14 protein-coding genes and 1 pseudogene are annotated in these 18,209 nt (G+C 63.3%); 10 read left to right on the forward strand and 5 right to left on the reverse strand.

What is annotated here, in order from left to right:
- Nucleotides 1-29 precede the first annotated feature (29 nt).
- Nucleotides 30-569 (forward strand): annotated as a pseudogene (locus ACQ4WN_RS00280) (hypothetical protein); the annotation flags it as partial.
- 92 nt (nucleotides 570-661) lie between these two features.
- Nucleotides 662-2,722 (forward strand): tetratricopeptide repeat-containing diguanylate cyclase, encoded by a 2,061-nt coding sequence (locus ACQ4WN_RS00285; protein ID WP_436549748.1) that lies wholly within the window; start codon nucleotides 662-664, stop codon nucleotides 2,720-2,722.
- Nucleotides 2,723-2,779: 57 nt separating this feature from the next.
- Here the strand turns inward: ACQ4WN_RS00285 and ACQ4WN_RS00290 are convergent, their stop codons facing one another.
- Both ACQ4WN_RS00290 and ACQ4WN_RS00295 read right to left on the reverse strand, forming a co-directional pair.
- On the reverse strand, nucleotides 2,780-3,109 hold the full coding sequence (locus ACQ4WN_RS00290) for a hypothetical protein (RefSeq protein WP_070312834.1): 330 nt from the start codon (nucleotides 3,107-3,109) through the stop codon (nucleotides 2,780-2,782).
- A 138-nt stretch (nucleotides 3,110-3,247) separates the two neighbouring features.
- Nucleotides 3,248-4,552, reverse strand: a complete 1,305-nt coding sequence (locus ACQ4WN_RS00295) for a cytochrome-c peroxidase (RefSeq protein ID WP_436549749.1) — start codon at nucleotides 4,550-4,552, stop codon at nucleotides 3,248-3,250.
- A gap of 139 nt (nucleotides 4,553-4,691) precedes the next feature.
- Here ACQ4WN_RS00295 and acpA point away from each other — a divergent pair, with 139 nt between their 5' ends.
- Nucleotides 4,692-6,824 (forward strand): acid phosphatase, encoded by a 2,133-nt coding sequence (gene acpA / locus ACQ4WN_RS00300; RefSeq protein ID WP_436549750.1) that lies wholly within the window; start codon nucleotides 4,692-4,694, stop codon nucleotides 6,822-6,824.
- Nucleotides 6,825-6,891: 67 nt separating this feature from the next.
- On the opposite strand, the gene ACQ4WN_RS00305 is transcribed toward acpA, so the two are convergent.
- Together ACQ4WN_RS00305 and ACQ4WN_RS00310 are read right to left on the reverse strand one after the other, a co-directional pair.
- Entirely contained in the window at nucleotides 6,892-7,512 is a 621-nt protein-coding gene (locus ACQ4WN_RS00305) for a hypothetical protein (RefSeq protein WP_436549751.1), read from the reverse strand.
- A gap of 543 nt (nucleotides 7,513-8,055) precedes the next feature.
- Nucleotides 8,056-8,475 carry a hypothetical protein gene (locus tag ACQ4WN_RS00310; protein WP_101482553.1) on the reverse strand — a complete coding sequence of 140 codons (420 nt, stop codon included), beginning with the start codon at nucleotides 8,473-8,475 and terminating at the stop codon, nucleotides 8,056-8,058.
- 281 nt (nucleotides 8,476-8,756) lie between these two features.
- On the opposite strand from ACQ4WN_RS00310, the gene ACQ4WN_RS00315 reads away from it, so the two are divergent.
- Nucleotides 8,757-9,827 (forward strand): M29 family metallopeptidase, encoded by a 1,071-nt coding sequence (locus ACQ4WN_RS00315; protein ID WP_436549752.1) that lies wholly within the window; start codon nucleotides 8,757-8,759, stop codon nucleotides 9,825-9,827.
- 3 nt (nucleotides 9,828-9,830) lie between these two features.
- On the opposite strand, the gene ACQ4WN_RS00320 is transcribed toward ACQ4WN_RS00315, so the two are convergent.
- Nucleotides 9,831-10,790, reverse strand: a complete 960-nt coding sequence (locus ACQ4WN_RS00320; RefSeq protein ID WP_436549753.1) for a LysR family transcriptional regulator — start codon at nucleotides 10,788-10,790, stop codon at nucleotides 9,831-9,833.
- A gap of 109 nt (nucleotides 10,791-10,899) precedes the next feature.
- Between ACQ4WN_RS00320 and ACQ4WN_RS00325 the strand changes: the two genes are divergently transcribed.
- The 6 genes from ACQ4WN_RS00325 to ACQ4WN_RS00350 all read left to right on the forward strand — a co-directional run bounded on the left by ACQ4WN_RS00325 (nucleotide 10,900) and on the right by ACQ4WN_RS00350 (nucleotide 18,164).
- Nucleotides 10,900-11,739, forward strand: a complete 840-nt coding sequence (locus tag ACQ4WN_RS00325; protein ID WP_436549754.1) for a phytanoyl-CoA dioxygenase family protein — start codon at nucleotides 10,900-10,902, stop codon at nucleotides 11,737-11,739.
- On the forward strand, nucleotides 11,739-12,557 hold the full coding sequence (locus ACQ4WN_RS00330) for a sugar phosphate isomerase/epimerase family protein (RefSeq protein WP_436549755.1): 819 nt from the start codon (nucleotides 11,739-11,741) through the stop codon (nucleotides 12,555-12,557). Before ACQ4WN_RS00325 ends, ACQ4WN_RS00330 begins: the two co-directional genes overlap by 1 nt.
- 45 nt (nucleotides 12,558-12,602) lie before the next feature.
- On the forward strand, nucleotides 12,603-13,061 hold the full coding sequence (locus tag ACQ4WN_RS00335; RefSeq protein WP_436549756.1) for a MarR family winged helix-turn-helix transcriptional regulator: 459 nt from the start codon (nucleotides 12,603-12,605) through the stop codon (nucleotides 13,059-13,061).
- A 165-nt stretch (nucleotides 13,062-13,226) separates the two neighbouring features.
- The gene (locus ACQ4WN_RS00340; protein ID WP_436549757.1) at nucleotides 13,227-15,602 is read left to right on the forward strand and encodes a M1 family metallopeptidase; all 2,376 of its coding nucleotides are present in this window, start codon (nucleotides 13,227-13,229) and stop codon (nucleotides 15,600-15,602) included.
- Complete coding sequence (locus ACQ4WN_RS00345; RefSeq protein WP_436549758.1) at nucleotides 15,599-16,087, forward strand: DUF6702 family protein; 489 nt, start codon at nucleotides 15,599-15,601, stop codon at nucleotides 16,085-16,087. The genes ACQ4WN_RS00340 and ACQ4WN_RS00345 overlap by 4 nt, the downstream gene beginning before the upstream one ends.
- A gap of 43 nt (nucleotides 16,088-16,130) precedes the next feature.
- Nucleotides 16,131-18,164, forward strand: a complete 2,034-nt coding sequence (locus tag ACQ4WN_RS00350; protein ID WP_436549759.1) for a TonB-dependent receptor — start codon at nucleotides 16,131-16,133, stop codon at nucleotides 18,162-18,164.
- Nucleotides 18,165-18,209 lie beyond the last annotated feature (45 nt).

Raw genomic sequence — 18,209 nt, forward strand, 5'->3', positions numbered from 1 at the left:
GCGTGCTGTTGCTGGCGATGAACACCATCAACGCCAACCTGTCGGCGCGCACCGAGGCGCAAGCCAGTTCGCTCGAACAGACGGCCAGCACCATGGAAACGCTGACGGAAACGCTGCCGCAAAACGCCAGCAACGCCGGCGAAGCGAACCTGCTGGCCGCCACCGCCTGTTACGTCGCCGTGCAGGGCGGTGCCGTCGTCGCCCAGGTGGCCAGCACGATGGGCCCCATCAAGGAAAGTTCGAGCAAGATCGCCCACATCATGGGTGAGATCACCAGCGCCAGCCACGAGCAAAGCGCCGGCATCAGCGAAGTCAACCAGGCCGTCACGCAGATGGACGGCATCACGCAACAGAACGCCGCCCTGGTCGAGCAGGCGGCCGCCGCCGAGAGCCTGCAAGAGCAGGCCCAGGCCTTGATCGAGGCTGTCGCCATCTGCCGTCTGAAGGATGCGCCGTCGGACTGGACGGCCCTTGCCCTGTGCTGTAACGGCCTGGCCCGGCACCTTTATTGTGTACTTTCACAAAAATCTGCGCACGCCATGATATTTCTTGATTGCAACAGAATATAATCTTTGCAGATCAAGTCGATCATTGCGGGGGCAGCACGTTGGCAGGTAAAGAGAAACTAGCATCACGACGGGGGGCACACTGGCTGCTGGCTTTGGCCTGCCTGCTGCCCGCGCTCGCCTGCGCCCAGGATGACCTGGAGCGGCACCTCTTCGCCGTGCGCGAAGATGGCCGCTTCGTGCCCGCACGCGCCCTGCAGCGCCTGCAAGAAGTGGAAACGCAGGCGCGCAGCGCACCCCTGCCAGTGCGCGCGGAATTCCTCACCCAACTGAGCACCGTGCGCATGCGCCTGGGGCAGAACGATCTCGCCATGCAGTTGGCCGAGGAGCTGATCGCCTACGCCCGCCAGAACAAGGACGACGTGGCGCTGGCCAAGGGCATACTCAGCAAGGCTTACATCATGTTTGCCATGAACGAACGCCGCGCTTCACATCTGCTGGCCTTCGAAGCGGAAAAGATCGCCAACCGCACGCACGACCTGCCCGTACGCGTGCAGGCCACCATCAGCGCGGGGCAATCGTGGGCCGAGGAAGGTAATTTCCCGTTTGCGCTGGCCAAACTGCAGGCGGCCGTGGACCTGGCGCGCCAGAGCAATTCCCCTTCCTGCCTGGCCGCCGCCCTGAATGCCCTCACCCGGCTGTACACGCAGATGCGCGAGTACGAGAAGGGCTTCGAAGTGCTCGACGAGCTGCTAGCCGTCTCCGCTACCCTGGCATCACCGGGTCGCATGGCACAGGCGAAGAATACGGAATACGGGCTGGCGCTCGATGCGCAACAGCCGCAACGGGGCCAGCGCGCCCTGCTGGCGGCCCTGGCACTGGAACGCCAGCTGGGTGCCCGCGGCATGGTGGCCGTTACCCTCGTCAATCTATCGGACAGCTATCTGAAGGAAAACGACTACGCGCGCGCCCTGCGCTATGCGAATGAAGCCATCACGGCGGGGCGCCTGGTCAACAATGAACACGTGGAGGCGACGGCGCGCCTGAACATCGGTCAGGCGCTGATCGGCCAGGGACGCTTGCAGGAAGGCAAGCAAAGCGTGGCCACGGGCCTGGCCTACTACGAGCGCACGGCCAACCAGCCGGACATGCAGGCCGTGCTGCTGGAATACGGCATGGCGCTGGAAAAGGCCGGTGACATGCGCGGCGCCGTCGCGGCGTACCACCGCGAGCGGAGCATTTCCAACCAGCTGTTCGAGAAGCAGCGGCAAAAGGCCGTGTATGAATTACAGGAAAAATATGAAGCGGAGAAGAAACAGCGCCAGATCGAGCTGCTGAGCCGCGAGAATCAGCTGAAGAGCACGGAAATCGACAACCGCCGCCTGCAGCAGCGCGTATGGTGGTTGCTGGCGCTGGTGCTTGCCATGGCGTCCGTTATCGTCGGCTTGCTGTACCGCAAGGTGTGCCACGCAAACGTGCAGCTGAAAGTCAAGAACCAGGAACTCAAGCGCCAGAGCTCGCGCGACCCGCTGACGGCCCTGTATAACCGCCGCCACTTCCAGGAATTCATGCGCAGCCATGCCGGCAAGCCGCTATCGGCCTACGGCGGCGGCGATGTCGTGGGTGCGCTGTTCCTGCTCGATGTCGACCATTTCAAGCACATCAACGACCGTTACGGCCATGCGGCGGGCGACCTGGTGCTGACGACGATCGCCGAAACGCTGCACGACGTACTGCGTGAAACGGACATGATCGTGCGCTGGGGCGGCGAGGAATTCCTCGCCTTCCTGCCTGCCGTCGCGCGCGACGGACTCGACGATATCGCGCGGCGCATCCTCAACGGCATGGCGGCACAGGTCATCCACTACCAGAGGCAGGCCATCCAGGTGCACGTGTCCGTGGGCTTTGCGCCCTATCCTCTGGCGCGGCTGGGACAGCCGCTCACGTGGGAACGCAGCGTCAACCTGATCGACATGGCGCTCTACCTGGCCAAGGCGCACGGGCGCAACCGGGCATATGGCTTGCGCGGTTTTCATCAGGTGGAAAGAACAACCCTGGAAGCGGTGGAGCAAGACCTGGAACGCGCGTGGCGCGACGGCTTTGTCGATTTGAGCGTGGTGCTGGGGGGAACGGACGGGATGGACAAGACGGGGACGGAAACGGCGGGGCCACGCGGCCACGGCAGCGATGGCGTCGCTGCAGCTGCCATCACCTGACGGCAGCTGCGGGAACCGGGCCGGCAGCGGCCGGCCCTGGCGCGCTGATTACAATGATTACTTGTGCGCGGCGTCCTGCATCTTTTCGCCGGCTTTTTCCACTTTCTTGCCGACGGCATCGGCCGCTTCGCTCATTTTCTTGTCGGCGTCAGCAGCGACCTGGTCCATCTTGGCGCCCGTATCGGAAGCCGCCTGGCTCACGGCGGCGTCAGCTTTGGTCGCGGCGGCCTTGATGTCGGCTTCAGCCTTGGCAGCGGCCGCATCGATCTTCTGGCCCGCTTGTTCCGCAGGACCGGCAGCGACATCGCTCTTCTTCTGGCAGGCAGCCAGTGCCACAACCATCATCCCGGCGGCGCACACGGTCATCCAATTTTTGCTTACTTTCATGATATTCCCTTTCATTGTTATCAAAAGACACAGATCAGTTCGCAATATACACCTGCCTAAAATTTTCTAGCGTGCGCTAACGCACATAAGAACAGGCTTTTGTGGCGTGGTTGTAAGCAATGGTATCTTGATATTTTTTCAGCCCCCCTTTCCCTGTGCCGGACGGGCGGCCTGATAACCATCCGTCAAGGTATGCAGAAAAACGATGACGTCGGCGATCTCCGCTTCGTTCAGGGCGGGCGCCTGGCCCGGCTGGCGGTCGAACGGCGCTTCCACGTTCACGTTGGCATCCAGGCCAGGCGGCAGATCGTTGTATTTGTGCACCTTGCCGCTTTTGTCTTTCGGATACCATTTTTGCGGCGCCGTGTCGCGCTGCACGTAAAAACGCAACACCTGCTCCAGGCTGGTAAAGCTGCCGTTGTGAAAAAACACCTTGCGCAGGGCGACGTTGCGCAGGGACGGTGTCTTGAAACTGCCGCAGTATTCCTTGTGCTCCGTCAAATCGGTGCGGTCCGGGCCGCACAAGCCCAGGTCAAAGAACGCCGGGTCTGCATTCGCCGGCAACTTGCCGTTGCGCGGCACGCCGATATTGATCAAGCCGTAGTCGGTAAATTGGGGAAAGGCGCCGCCAGCGCTCACCTGGCTGATGTGGCAGGACGCGCAATTGCCCTTGCGTTCATCGTTGAACAGGGCCAGGCCGCGCGCTTCCTGCGGGCTCAAGCTGGCCTGCTTGCGCAGGAAGGCGTCGTACTTGCTGGTGTACGGATAGAAATCGGCAGGGCTTTCCTGGAACACTTCCAGCGACATCAGCGCCCAGCGCAGCGCCTGACCCGGCTGCTCAAAGATATCCGCGCCATACGTCTGGCGGAACTGCGCCGCCAGGGGGCCGGCCCGCAATTTGGCGACCACGGCGGCCGCATCGCGGTTGCCCATCTCGCGCTTGGATAACAGGGGCGCCAGCGCCTGTTCGTGGCCGGACTGGGCGCGGCCGTCCCAGTTGCGCCCGCCCGTAGGACCCGCGTCGACGCTGTCGTCGCCATCGTCGTCGTGGTAATGCTCGCTGAACGGCGGCGCGTTCTGGAGGTAGCGCAGCGAAGGCGCGGCGCGCGTGCCCGCGTCCTTCAATTCCGGGCCGCCCAGCTGCACCGCCAGCGCGTTCGGCGGGCCGTACGCGTGTTCCGGACTGTGGCAGCTGGCGCAGGCCAGCTTGCCCGACACAGACAGGCTGGGTTCAAAAAACATGGCGCGGCCCATGGCCGTCATTGCCGCCACCGAAGGCTGGCGTTTCAGGGTGGGCGCATACGCGCCCGCCAGCTGGGCGGCGGGCACGGCGGCCGCGTCTTTCTGCGGCGCGGGCTGGCAAGCGGCCAGCAGGCAGGCAGCGGCGGCAAGCAGCAGGGAGGGCATCGGTTTCGTCATGGGCTGGCAGCGTAGCAACGGCATGTGACAACTGCGTGACAAGTCCCTGCAAAAAGTCATGTATCAAGTCCGTACATTACGTCATGTAACAGGCGCTGACATGTCACAGAGCTGACATATTGCCTGCCTAGCATGCGACGTTTTCCACCCAGAAGGCATGAACATGAACTTGCACGCCAAAATCGCTTTACATCCCGCTTTACGGCCCCTGCCGTTGTTACTGTCGCTGGGCCTGGCCGCCTGCGGCAGCGACTACGCGATCACGCCCAGCACCACGGGCCAGGTGATCGGCAGCTACTATGAAAACGCCCAGGTGTGCCTGGAAAGCAGCACAGCCAAGCTGACGTGCGACAGCGGCTCGGCGGCCGTGCGCACGGCCGCCGACGGCAGCTACACGCTCGATGGCCAGGGCGCCGTGCTGGTAACTATCGGCACGGACGCCATCCGCCATGAAACCATCGGCGACGCAGGCAGCAAGGTGACGCAAAAACTGCTGCTGCGCGCACCCAGCGGGCACAGCGCCTTTGTCAGCGCCCTGTCGACGGAACTGGCGCAAATCATGGATGGCAACGGCGGCGACTTTACGGCCGCCAGCAGCAAGCTGGCCGCGCGCCTGGGCGTATCGGAAGCGGGCCTGGCGTCCGACTTCAACAAGGCCAGCGGCGACGAGCTGGCGAAACTGAAGGCGGAAAACGCCAGCGTGACGGCCTTGATCGCCAGCGCCAGCACTCAGGCGGCGCCCGCCGACGCACTGGCCGCCCTGAATGGCGCACTGGCGCTGAACAACATCCAGACCATCGTCGTCATCTACGCGGAAAACCGCGGCTTCGACAATCTGTACGGCCTGTTCCCGGGCGCCAACGGCGTGCCGGGCGTCAATCCCACTTCCACCGCCGCCTACGTGCCGCAGAAGGATTACGACGGCAGCACGCTGCCCGTGCTGCCTCCCACCTGGGGCGGCATGACGGCGGCCGGCCAGAGCACCGTCATCACCCAGGCGCAATCGGCCAACCTGCCCAACAAACCGTTCCAGATCGACGATGCCAGCAGCCCCCTGTACCTGCCGCAATCGGTGATCACGCGCGACCTGGTGCACCGCTTCTACAATAACCAGATGCAGATCAACGGCGGCGCCAACGACAAGTTCGCCGCGTATTCCGATGCGGGCGGCCTGTCCATGGGTTATTACGACGGCAGCAAGATGCAGCTGTGGGACATCGCCAAACAATATGCGCTGGCCGACAATCTGTTCATCGGCGCGTTTGGCGGCTCCTTCCTCACGCACCAGTACCTGATCTGCGCCTGCGCGCCGACCTACCCGAACGCCGACACCTCGGTGGCAAAAGGGTCGATTGCGAAGATCGACGTCGACGCCAGCGGTAACTTCGTGCGCCTGACGCCGTCCGCCACGGCCCCAGGCACGGTCCTGAACGGCGCGCCCGCCTATGCCAACGACGGCGCGCTGACGCCGGCCGATAGCACGGGTATGTTCTACGCCGTCAATACCATGCAGCCGCCGTTCCAGCCCAGCAGCAACGCCCCCGCATCCGGCGACAGCAGCAAGCTGTATGCGGACACGGGCAAGGCCAACACCCTGCCGCAGCAGACGCAGACGAATATCGGCGACTTGCTCTCAGGCAAAAACATCGACTGGGCCTGGTATGCGGGCGCCTGGACGGATACGACGGCCCTGGCCACGGCCAGCGCGCGCGCCGGCAGCTTGCCGAATCCGCCGAACTTCCAGTTCCATCACCAGCCGTTCAATTACTTTGCCAACATGGATCCGGTGAAGGCACCCGCCTACCGCGCCGCCCACCTGCGCGACTTCGACAGTCAGTTCTTCAGCGACGCCAGCGCCGGCAAGCTGCCGCCCGTGGCCTTCTACAAGCCGCAGGGCAATTTGAACCAGCATGCGGGCTACGCCAGCGTGGCCGACGGCGACGCGCATATCGCCAGCGTCATCGCCCAGCTGAAAAAGAGTCCGCAGTGGAAAAACATGCTGGTCATCGTCACCTACGATGAAAACGGCGGCTTTTATGACCACGCCGCACCTCCGAAGGGCGACCGCTGGGGTCCGGGCACGCGCGTGCCGGCCATCCTCGTCTCGCCGTACGTGAAAAAGGGATTGGTTGACCATACGCAATATGATTCGGCCTCTATCCTGCGCGCCATCACGCACCGCTTTGCGCTGCCCGTGCTCGACGGTTTGACGCTACGCGACAAGGCGCTGGTGGCCAACGGCGGCAAGCCGATGGGCGACTTCAGCGCGGCGCTGGCCCTGGTGCCGCAAGAGTAAGCGTCGGTTCAAACGGCAACGCGACGCCCGCCCGGCATGGCCGCGGCGGGCATTTTACATGTTGGCGCTACTGGCCCGTGACCGGGGCAGCATCGAGCAGCGAACGCTCGAGCAGTTGCGACAACGCCGCGCGTAGCGCCTGCGTGCGCGCCGCCAGTTCCGGCCGCTTGTAGCGCTCGGCGGCGATCAGGCTGCTTTCCAGGCAGACCCTGTCCGACCTGGCCAGGCAGGCGTCGGCCGCGTCGAGCTGGGCGCTGGCTTGCGCCACTTTCACCTTGGCGTCGAGTTCCAGGCTGTCGGGATCGTCGCCCCAGCGTTTCACGTAGACGGCCAGGCGCGTGGCGGACAGATCCGGCTTGCCCGCATCGAGCGCCTGGTTGACGCTGTCTTGCAGCGCCGTCCACGCCTGTGCCCGCTGCTGTTGCCGGTCGCATGCGGCAGCGGACTTGGTGATGTTCGCCTGCAAGCGTTTGATGTGCGCGGCGGGCGCCTTGGCGCTTTTGAGCACGGCCAGCGCGCTGCGCGCCCCGTCCAGGTCGCACTGCGCCGCCAGCGCGGTAGCAACCTCGACCTGTTCCGCCACGCTGGCCGGCTTGTCGGCGGGCTTGTTGAAAAACCAGATGCCTGTCAGCACCACAGCCGCCGCGATCCACGTGCGCAAGCGCACGGGCGGGCGCGGTGGCGGCACCGAGCCCCTGGCGGCCGGTTTCGCGGGCGGCGCCTTGGCTGGAGCGGGGGCCGCTGGCGGGACGGGCTTGGGAGCTGGAACTGGAGCTGAAGCTGGAGCTGGAGCTGGCTTGGGCGCGGGTTGCGGTGCGGGAATGGGCGCAGCAACGGGCGGCGGCGCTGGCACTTTCTCCAGAACAGGCGCTGCAGCCACCTGGCGCGCGCCGCAAAACGGGCAATGCACTACGCGCAGCGGCAAGCTCCGGCCGCAAGCGGCATTGATGCAAACATCATTCACTGTTTCAAGCACATTCCAACCTTTTCCTGGAGTCATTCCACTGCGTTCAGCCGCAATATTACCTTAGGCGCGTACCGCAACGTCGCACCCGCAGCGAGTCCCACTGCCTTGATACCGATCAAAAAAAAGCTCCGTCTCCGGCAAGCAGGGGACAGAGCCAATATTATCGTGATATCAGAGAAGTAGCAGAAACGGCAGAGCAAATGTCCAAGGGCAGGCAACAACGCCATGGGCGCTTTATCAGGGATGCAGTTTGATCAGGAGCGCTTACACCTTGACCGCATCAACTTTTGCAATCACCGTGCGCGCAATGATATCCGTTGCCGGACAAGTCTCCATCGCGTCCGAATAAGCAAGCCAGCGCTGCAGGCTTTCCATGCGGCGGATGGTGATGCCCTTGCCATTGATGTAGCCGATCTGCTCGAAATTGGCGGGGCTGGTGGTCAGCTTCGAGACGGTGGGCGCATTATCGACCAGGCGGTCGTAGGCCTTGCGCGCCTTGTGCTCCCACTTGGCCAGCACAGGGTCGTCAAAGCGGTTGCTTTCAAAATACACGGTGATAGTGCGGTCGTGATTCGCAAAGCCGACGATCGCCGCACCCTTGCGTATGGTCAGCAAGACATCTTCCTTGACGCCCGTGACGGGAACGAACACGGCAGCGCGCCCATCCGTATCCGGCCGCTCCATGGGAATATCTTGTCCTATTAAACTCATTACATCACACTCTTAGTCATCGCCTGTTGGCTTGTTGTCCCTGCATCACTGAAAGCATGGCCTGCACATGCGTGCCTTTGCCGCTGCGACGGACCACTCCCAGGCTGTTTATCAAATAATACATTGCCGGAAAGCACTACACAAGATAATCAGAGGCACGGCAGCCACAGCGCCTCCGCCGGATGGGGAATGGTATGCCCTGCGGCAATCACTTTATAATGCTGCGATTACTTCACGCCAGACACCTCCGCACCATGACGCTTCCCGAGAATGACACCAGCCGGCTCGATGCCATCAGCGCCGCCGCTACCGAAGTGGCCGCGCAAAACGTGGCCGACCTGCTGGCCATGGCCATCTGTCACCGCCCGGACGAACCAGCCCTGATCGTCTGCGACAAGCGCAGCTGGCTCAACGTCGTGTTGACGGAAGCGTATCGCCAGGCCTTGCCGGACGCGAGCTTCATTGATTTCGACGACGTCACGCCCGACGCCGTGCTGGCCGCGTTTGCCGAACTGCCCGCCGGCAGCCTCGTCGTGCTGATCCAGTCGACCAGCTTCCGCCTGGAAGCGTTCCGCATCCGCATCGAGCTGTTCAAGCGGGGCTTGAAAGTGATCGAACACGTGCATTTATCGCGCATGCCCGGCGTGCAGGGACTGCACTACATCGCTTCGCTGGCCTACGACCCCGCCTACTACCGGGGCGTGGGCCATGCGCTCAAGGCGCGCATCGACCGCGCCCGCCACGGCATGGTCGACAGCGGCGGCGAGCAGCTGGTGTTCGCTTCGCCGTTCGAATCGGCCAAGCTGAATATCGGCGACTACGCCGGCATGAACAATATCGGCGGCCAGTTCCCTCTGGGCGAAGTATTTACGGAAGCACAGGATCTGGAAGCGGTGAACGGGCGCGTGCGCATCTTCGTCTTTGGCGATACGCACTTCATGGTCAACCGCCCCGACACGCCGATCACCCTGATCATCGACAAGGGCCGCGTGACGGGCACCGAGCACGCCACGCCCGAATTTACCGCCATGCTGGAAATCATCCGCGCCCATGAAGGCGAAGTGTGGGTGCGCGAACTGGGCTTCGGCATGAACCGCGCGTTTTCGCGCGAACAGCTGGTCAACGACATCGGCACGTATGAACGCATGTGCGGCATCCATCTGTCGCTGGGCGCCAAGCATGGCGTCTACACCAAACCCCAGTTCAAGCGCAAGGATGCGCGCTATCACGTCGATATTTTCGCCGTGACCGAAGCCGTCTACCTCGACGACGAGCGCGTGTATGCGGATGGCGCGTGGACGCTGGAACCGGTCGCTTTCAACTGAACCTCAGCTGAAAAACCCGGCCGCTTGCAGCTCGCGGTCCCACGGCGGCACGGGCTGGTATTCGGCCACCAGGAAATCGATCAGTGCGCGCACCTTGGGCGACGGCTGGCGGCTGGCCGGGTACAGCGCGCTCAAGTAATTCAGCGGCAGCTCCCAGCCGGACAGCACGGGCAGCAGGCTGCCATCGAGCAGATTGCGCCAGGCGAGGAAGGTAGTGCTGTAGACGATGCCCAGCCCCCGCTGCGCCGCCTGCTGCAGCACCAGCCCGTTATTCGCCGTAAAACCCGCCTGCACGCGCACGCTCACCTCCTCGCGCTGCTCCCCTGCTCCCCGCTGAAAATGCCAGTTCGTGCCATCGGTCAGGTGGCTGAAATGCAGGCACTGATGCTGCAGCAAGTCTTGCGGCGTCTGCGGCACGCCCCATTGCGCCAGATAGGCGGGGCTGGCGCACAGCACGGCGCGGCAGGGCGCCAGCGGACGCATGGCCAGCGCGCTGCTGTCCGGGATGCCACCCACGCGGATGGTCAAGTCAAAACCGTGGCGTATCGGATCGAGCAGCGCATCGTCGACAAACAACTCGGCTTGCACCTGCGGGTGCAGCAGGCTGAAACGGGCGACAGCGTCGGCCAGCCATACGCTGCCAAAACTCGATGGCGCCTGGATGCGCAGCGGCCCGGCCAGCTCCGCCCCCGCTCCCGCCTGCGCCACGTGCGCCACCATGCGCGCCGCTTCCTGCGCCTGGCTGACGGTGGCCATGCACGGCGCCAGATAGGCGCGGCCCGCGTCCGTCAAGCTCACTTCGCGCGTGGAGCGGTGCAGCAGGCGCGCATGCAGGCGCTCTTCCAGCTGCATGATGGTCTTGCTGACCATGGCCCGCGTCAGGCCCAGGCGCTGCCCGGCCAGCGTGAAGCTGCGCTGGCGCGCCACTTCGACAAAGATTTCCATCGCTTTTAGTTGATCCATGTCAAAGATTGTCTTCGCTTTGGCGACAATCTGTCAACCGCTGGGCGATTGTTTGCCGCCCTCGCCCATCCTACAATGGCGCTTTCCATTGACCTCCGGAGCCGCCGCCATGCTGACAATCCCGCAACAAGAACAATACCAACGCGACGGCTACCTCATCCTGCCCGATTTCAAGGGTGCGGACGAAATCGCCGCCTTGCGCGCGCGCGCCGAGCAGATTGTCAACGAATTCGATCCCAGCGCCAGCCAGTCCATCTTCACCACGCGCGACCAGGCCAAGAACACCAACGACTATTTTCTCGCCTCCGACAACACCATCCGCTGCTTCTTCGAAGAAGAGGCCTTCGGCCCGGACGGCCAGTTAAAGCAGGCCAAATCGCTGTCGATCAACAAGATCGGCCACGCCATGCATGACCTGGACCCTGTCTTCCGCAGCTTTTCGGCCGACCCGAAACTGGCCGAAGTGGCGCGCGACCTGGGCCTGGCAGATGCCCAGGTATGGCAATCGATGTACATTTTCAAGCAGCCTGGCATCGGCGGCGAAGTGCGCTGGCACCAGGACGCCACGTATTTCGAGACCACGCCCATCAGCGTGACCACCTTCTGGTTCGCGCTGGAAGACGCGACCCTGGACAACGGTTGCCTGTGGGCGGAACCGGGCGGCCACCGCGGCCCCCTGCGCGAACGCTTCATCCGCAACGGCGACGCCGTGCGCGTGGAAAAACTCGATCCGATGCCCTGGCCCGACGACAGCACGGCCGTGCCACTGGAAGTCAAGGCGGGTGCCCTCGTCTGCTTCCACGGCTTGCTGCCCCATTACAGCGCGCCGAACCGCTCACCCGTCTCGCGCCACGCCTACACCTTGCACGCCACCGATGGGCAGACCGAGTACGCGGCCCACAACTGGATACAGCGCGATGCAGCGTTCCCCGTGCGGGGCTTCGTCTGATGCGTATCGACATCTACGCCGCCCACTGGGGCAATAACGAGCTGCCGCCCGAGGTCTTCATTGACAAGGTACTGGCGGCCGGCTTCGACGGCATCGAAATGTCGCTGCCGCTGGACGCCGCCCTGCGCGAGGAATGGACGGACCGCATCGCCAAGGCGGGTCTGCAACTGATCGCCGCGCAGTGGGAAACCGTCTTCCACAGCGACTTCGAACTGCACCGCGCCGCCCTGGCGGAATTGCTGGAAAACGCCTGCCTGGCGCGCCCCGTGCTGGTCAACACGCACACGGGCAAGGATTACTATAGCCAGGCGCAGAACGCGCAACTGCTCGACCTGGCCGCCGCCATCTCGGCAAAGCACGGCGTGCCCATCGTGCATGAGCTCCACCGCAGCCGCTTCAGCGGCCACCCGATGCTGCTGCTGCCCTACCTGGCGCAGTATCCAGACCTGCCATTGACGGCCGACCTGTCGCACTGGTGCTGCGCCTGCGAATCCCTGCTGGAAGACCAGCCGCAGACCCTGGCGCAGGTGCTCCCGCTGGTGCGCCACGTGCATGCGCGCGTGGGCCATGCACAGGGTCCGCAAGTGGCCGACTTCCGCGCGCCGGAAGCGAAGCAGGCGCTCGACGCCCACCTGGCGTGGTGGGATGCCATCGTCGCCCTGCGCCGCGCCGCCGGCGCCGAACGCATGACGTTCACGCCGGAATTCGGCCCCGCACCGTACACGCAAACCCTGCCCTGGACGCAGCAACCCGTGACGGATGCATGGGAACAGAACGTCGCCATGCTCGAACTGCTGCGCGCGCGCTACGCCGGGTAGGCGCCGCGCATTGCAATTAAATAGCGCGCTATATATACTGTGCAGATGGAAAATACCTCCCCCAATCCCCTGCACCAGGTACCGCGCCTGGACAGCCAGCTGTGCTTTGCGCTGTACTCGACCTCGCTCGCCATGAACAAGCTGTACCGCAAGCTGCTGCGTAAACTCGGCCTCACGTATTCGCAATACCTGGTGATGATGGTGCTGTGGGAACGCGACGGCCTGACGGTATCGGAAGTGGGCGAGCGCCTGTTCCTCGACTCGGCCACCCTGACGCCCCTGCTCAAGCGCATGGAGCAAGCGGGCCTGTTGACGCGTGCGCGTGCCGCCAGCGACGAGCGCCAGGTCATCATTTCCCTCACGGAACAAGGCAACCAGCTGCGCCACGAAGCGGCCCTGCTGCCCGAAGCCATCCTGACGGCCAGCCACTGCAGCGTGGAACAAGTTGTGGACATGAAACAACAACTGAACCAGTTGCGCGACAGCCTGATGAAAAGTGAGTAAAAGCCCTGCTTTACCGAGCAAAATAAGGTAAAGCATTTCCCTGACAGCGCCAGGCAAAAGCTGGCGCAAAATCTGCCTTTCTTTATTACAAATAGATACAAGGATGGCCCCACCCTGCGTATAGAATAGTTGCCACTATTTCCTTACAACAACATCAGGGTGACTATGCGCATACTTTTCGGCTCCGTAGCCTCGTTGGCTCTCTGCATTACCGTGTCGGCTTTCGCCGCCGAACCATTCGACGACAAGTTCCGCCAGCTCGAAGAAGTACTGCCCACCCCGAATACCTACCGCACCGCGTCCGGCGCGCCGGGCCACGCCTATTGGCAGCAGCGCGCCGACTACACGATCCGCGCCACCCTGGACGAAGCCAAACGCGAGATCGCCGGCAGCGGCACCATCACCTACCACAACCAGTCGCCCGACACCCTCGGCTACCTGTGGGTGCAGCTGGACCAGAATATCTACAAGCCCGATTCCGACGCGCGCCGCATGACCACGGCGCCATCGCGCCAGGCGTGGGCCAAAACGGCGGGCGAAGAGACGATGAAATTCGAAGGCTTGCGCGGCATGCTGGCGCGCGGCGACTTCCAGGGCGGCTTCAATATCCGCGCCCTGAAGGGCGCCGATGGCCAGCCCTTGAAATATGTAGTGAACCGCACGATGATGCGCATCGACCTGCCCCAGCCCCTGAAGCCGGGCCAGGACTTCGTCTTTCAGATCGACTGGGATTACCGCATCAATGAACAGAAGGTGCTGGGTGGTCGCGCCGGCTATGAAGTCTTCGACGACAAGAACGCCCTGTTCGAAGTGGCGCAGTGGTTCCCCCGCATGGCGGCCTACTACGACGCGGCCGGCTGGCAGCACAAGCAGTTCCTGGGATCGGGCGAATTCACGCTGGAATTTGGTGACTACGACGTGCAGCTGACCGTCCCTGCCGACCATATCGTCGCCTCCACGGGCGAGCTGCAAAATCCGCAGGACGTGCTGTCTTCCGCGCAGCGCGAGCGCCTGGAAAAGGCCCGCAGCAGCGACAAGCCCGTCATCATCGTCACGCAAAAAGAGGCCGAAGCGGCCGAAAAATCCGTCAGCCGCGCGCAAAAGACGTGGCACTTCAAGGCATCCAACGTGCGCGACTTCGCCTGGGCCTCGAGCCGCAAGTTCATCTGGGATGCGCAGGGCTACAAGAAGGGCGGCAGCGATGTGATGGCCATGTCCTACTATCCGAAAGAGGGCAATCCGCTGTGGGAAAAGTACAGCACACAGGCCATCGTGCATACGATAGAACAGTACAACAAGTACAGCATAGCCTACCCGTACCCGACGGCCATCTCCGTCAACGGCCCCGTGGGCGGCATGGAGTATCCGATGATCTCGTTCAACGGCCCGCGCCCCGTCAAGGATAAGAAGACAGGCGAGCTGAGCTACTCCAAGCGCACCAAATATGGGCTGATCGGCGTCATCATCCACGAGGTTGGCCACAACTACTATCCGATGATCATCAACTCGGACGAGCGCCAGTGGACGTGGATGGATGAAGGCTTGAACACCTTCGTGCAATACCTGGCGCAGCAGGCGTGGGAAGAGAACTACCCGGCCTCGCGCGGCGAGCCGCGTGAGATCGTCGACTACATGCGTAGCCGCGACCAGGTACCCATCATGACGAACTCCGAATCGTTGCTACAGTTCGGCAACAACGCCTATGCGAAGCCGGCGGCGGGCCTGAACATCCTGCGCGAAACCATCCTCGGGCGCGAGCTGTTCGACTACGCGTTCAAGGAATATGCGCAGCGCTGGAAGTTCAAGCGCCCCACCCCCGCCGACTTTTTCCGCACCATGGAAGACGCCTCCGGCACCGACCTGGACTGGTTCTGGCGCGGCTGGTTTTATACCACCGACCCGGTCGACATCAGCATTGACGGCATCAGCGAATACGGCGTGAGCTCAAAAGATCCTGCAACGGAAAAAGCCTGGAAAAAGGCGCAGAAGGACGCCCAGCCGGAATCGGTGACGAGCCGCGCCAACAAGGGCATGCCGCGCCGCGTCGACGCGCATCCGGAGCTGAAGGATTTCTACAACCAGCACGACGACTTCACGGTGACCAACAAGGATCGCAACAGCTATGCCGAAGCGCTGGCTGGCCTGGAACCATGGGAAAAGGACTTGCTGAAACAGGGCAAGCACCTGTACCTGGTCGACCTGTCGAACCTGGGCGGCATGGTCATGCCCCTGATCCTGGAGATTGAACTGAAAAGCGGCAAGAAGTACATCGAGCGCGTGCCGGCCGAAGTGTGGCGCTACTCGCCGAAAAAGATCACCAAGGTCGTCATCACCGATGAACCGATGGTGGGCCTGGTGCAGGACCCGTACTGGGAAACGGCCGATATCGACACCAGCAACAACGCCTGGCCGCGGAAAATCACGCCATCGCGCCTGGAACTGTTCAAGAGCGAAAAGTCACCCAAGGATAACCTGATGCGCGATTTTAATACGCCGCTGAAAGGCAAGAACGGCGGCTCCGACAAAGGCGACGAGGCGTGAAGCGCTGGCGCACGTTCGCGGCAAGCCTGCTGGCCGGTGCCAGCATGGCGGCCGGCGCGCACAATTTTCATATGGGTATCGCCGACATCAGCTATAACGCGGCCAGCGGCAGCACCGAAGTGGTGCATACCTTCACGGGCCATGACGTCGAGGCGCTGCTGACGCAGTTGTACCAGCGCCAGTTCGACCTTGGCCAGGAAGATAGCGAAGCGGCCCTGCGCCGCTATGTCGAGAAACAGTTTTACCTCGTGGGGCCGGACGGCAAGCGCCTGCGCCTGAACTGGGTCGGCATGAAGGTCAATGCCGACAACGTGGTGATCTTCCAGGAGATCGAACGCACACGCCTGGCTCCCGCCACGCGCATCCACAACCAGCTGCTGATCGATTTCCTGCCCAGCCAGAGAAATACCCTCAACGTGCAGGACAGCGGCACCATCCAGACGCTGTTTTTCGACCGCCAGAATACGGAATTGCCGATCAGGTAAGCACTGGCGGGCTACTACCCTTCGCCGCTACACCCAGACACTCATGACGCCACGCTTTCTTCCCCTCCTCCTCGCCGCCCTGTTTTCAGGCGCCGCCCACCCCGACGACATCTTCCAGCGCGTACTGGTCGACGGTTCGCGCATGAACCAGCTGGGCGTGGCCGATTCGGCCAACGCGGGCAGCGTCACGCAACAGCAGCTCGACGCGCGCACCAGCTACCGGCCCGGCGAATTGCTCGAAGCCGTGCCGGGGCTGATCGTCAGCCAGCATAGCGGCGAAGGCAAGGCCAACCAGTTCTACCTGCGCGGCTTCAACCTCGACCACGGCACGGACTTGCGCACCACCGTCGACGAGATGCCCGTCAACCAGCGCAGCCATGGCCACGGACAGGGCTGGACGGACCTGAACTTCCTGATCCCCGAACTGGCCATGCGCCTCGATTACAAAAAGGGCCCGTATTCGGCGGCGCAAGGCGATTTTTCATCGGCGGGCGCGGCCTCGATCGTCTACGCGAACCGCCTGACGCAGGGCATCGCCAGCGCGGGCATCGGTCAAAACGGCTTTCGCCGCGCCCTGCTGGCCGACTCCCTCGATGCGGGCGACGGCAGCCTGCTGTACGCGCTCGAAGCACAGCATAACGATGGACCGTTCACGCAGCCGGACCGCTACCGCAAGCTCAATGGCGTGCTGCGCTACAGCGAAGGCTATGCCAACAACGGCTACAACGTCACGGCCATGGCGTACGACGCCAGCTGGCATGCCACCGACCAGATTCCGCTGCGCGCCGTGCAGGAGGGTAGCTTGGGCCGCTTCGACGCCATCGATGCCAGCGACGGCGGCAAGGCGCAGCGCTACAGCCTGTCGGGCACCTGGCGCCAGACCAGAGACGACGTGTCGTCCAAGGTCAGCGCGTATATGATCGCCAACCGCCTGGCCCTGTTCTCAAATTTCACGTATGCGATGGATGACCCCGACAACGGTGACCAGTTCGCCCAGCCGGACCGGCGCTTGACATCCGGCCTCGATGCCAGCCATACCTGGCACCGCCACACGGACAGCGGCAGCAGCGACACCACCATCGGCCTGCAGCTACAGAACGACAATATCCACAATGGCCTGTACAACACGCGCCAGCGCCAGATCGTGTCGACCACGCGGCAAGACCATATCGTCGAAACCAGCATCGGCGTGTATGGTGAAAACAGTACGCGCTGGTCGCGCTGGCTGCGCAGCGTGGCCGGCCTGCGCGCGGACGCCTACCGCTTCGACGTGCGCAGCGACCACGCCGCCAATTCGGGCACGGCCAGCGACCATTTGTTCAGCCCCAGCCTGAGCGTGATCGCCGGCCCGTGGCGCGACACGGAGGCGTATATCAACATCGGCAATGGTTTTCACAGCAACGACGCGCGCGGCACGACGATCACGGTCGACCCGAAGACGGGTGCAGCGGCCGACAAGGTCACGCCTTTGGTGCGCTCGCGCGCTCTGGAACTGGGCTTGCGCAGTGCCGCCATCGCCGGCCTGCAAACGTCGCTGTCGCTGTACCGCCTGGACTTCGATTCCGAACTGCTGTTCATCGGCGACGCGGGCGCCACCGAGGCGGGCCGCCCCAGCCGGCGCTACGGCATCGAGTTTTCCAGCTACTACAAGGCGGCCAGCTGGCTGTCGCTGGACCTGGACCTGGCATATGCGCGGGCACGCTCGCGCGGCAGCGACCCGACGGGCGACTTCATCCCGGGCGCCATCGAAGGCGTGGCCCAGCTGGCCATGACGCTGACGCCGCGCGGGCCATGGTCGGGCTCTTTGCGCCTGCGCTACTTCGGCCCGCGGCCCCTGATCGAAGATAACAGCGTGCGCTCCGCAGCCAGCGTGGGCTTGAACGGGCGCATCGCCTACCAGATCGACAAGACCTTGCGCGTGGAGCTGGAGGGATACAACCTGGCCAACCGGCGCGACTCGGCCATCGATTACTACTATGCCTCGCGCCTGCCCGGCGAGGCGCAGCCGGTCGACGATATCCACTTCCATCCGGTGGAATCGCGCTCGCTGCGCCTGACCCTGGTAAAGAATTTTTAAGTAAACAAGAATAATTCTTATCGCACTGCACAGGAAACGCTACGA

It is taken from the genome of Janthinobacterium pasteuri (assembly GCF_051380775.1).
In the GTDB taxonomy this organism is placed as follows: Bacteria; Pseudomonadota; Gammaproteobacteria; order Burkholderiales; family Burkholderiaceae_D; genus Janthinobacterium.